This is a genomic window from Pseudomonas sp. UV AK001, from assembly GCF_046097675.1.
GTDB classification, from domain to species: domain Bacteria; phylum Pseudomonadota; class Gammaproteobacteria; order Pseudomonadales; family Pseudomonadaceae; genus Aquipseudomonas; species Aquipseudomonas kribbensis.
This window is the reverse complement of sequence record NZ_JBJUVZ010000024.1, coordinates 1-1,080: the sequence shown is the minus strand read 5'-3', so window position 1 is coordinate 1,080 and position 1,080 is coordinate 1. Positions and strand designations below refer to the sequence as shown.

General features: G+C 56.0%; 1 protein-coding gene. It reads right to left on the bottom strand.

Annotated features, from left to right (window positions below):
* Window positions 1-1,080 (bottom strand): elongation factor Tu (tuf, locus tag ACKLNA_RS29095; RefSeq protein ID WP_248741303.1); only part of this gene is annotated, 1,080 nt, incomplete at its 5' end.

Genomic DNA, 1,080 nt, shown 5'->3' with positions numbered 1-1,080 from the left:
TTACTCGATGATTTTGGCTACGACGCCAGCGCCGACGGTACGACCGCCTTCACGGATAGCGAAACGCAGACCGTCTTCCATCGCGATGGTTTTGATCAGGGTAACAGTCATCTGAATGTTGTCACCTGGCATTACCATTTCAACGCCTTCTGGCAGCTCGCAGTTACCAGTCACGTCAGTAGTACGGAAGTAGAACTGTGGACGGTAGCCTTTGAAGAACGGAGTGTGACGACCGCCTTCTTCCTTGCTCAGAACGTAAACTTCTGCGGTGAACTTGGTGTGCGGCTTAACCGAACCCGGCTTAACCAGAACCTGACCACGCTCAACGTCGTCACGCTTGGTGCCACGCAGCAGAACGCCGCAGTTCTCGCCAGCACGACCTTCGTCCAGCAGCTTGCGGAACATCTCAACACCGGTGCAGGTGGTGGTGGTGGTGTCACGCAGACCAACGATTTCCAGGGCGTCCTGAACGCGAACGATACCACGCTCGATACGACCAGTTACCACGGTGCCACGACCCGAGATCGAGAACACGTCTTCGATTGGCATCAGGAACGGCTTGTCGATAGCACGCTCTGGCTCTGGGATGTAGCTGTCCAGAGTCTCCACCAGCTTCTTGACAGCGGTGGTGCCCATTTCGTTGTCGTCTTTGCCTTCCAGCGCCATACGAGCCGAACCGATGATGATCGGAGTGTCGTCGCCTGGGAAGTCGTAGGTGGACAGCAGGTCGCGAACTTCCATCTCAACCAGTTCCAGCAGCTCTGCGTCGTCTACCAGGTCAGCCTTGTTCAGGAAAACCACGATGTACGGAACGCCTACCTGACGGGACAGCAGGATGTGCTCACGAGTTTGTGGCATCGGACCATCGGCAGCCGAGCAAACCAGGATCGCGCCGTCCATCTGAGCAGCACCGGTGATCATGTTCTTCACGTAGTCAGCGTGACCTGGGCAGTCAACGTGAGCGTAGTGACGAATGTTCGAGTTGTACTCAACGTGCGCGGTGTTGATGGTGATACCGCGAGCTTTTTCTTCTGGAGCGCTGTCGATCTTGTCGAATTCAACTACGGCCGAACCGAAAAC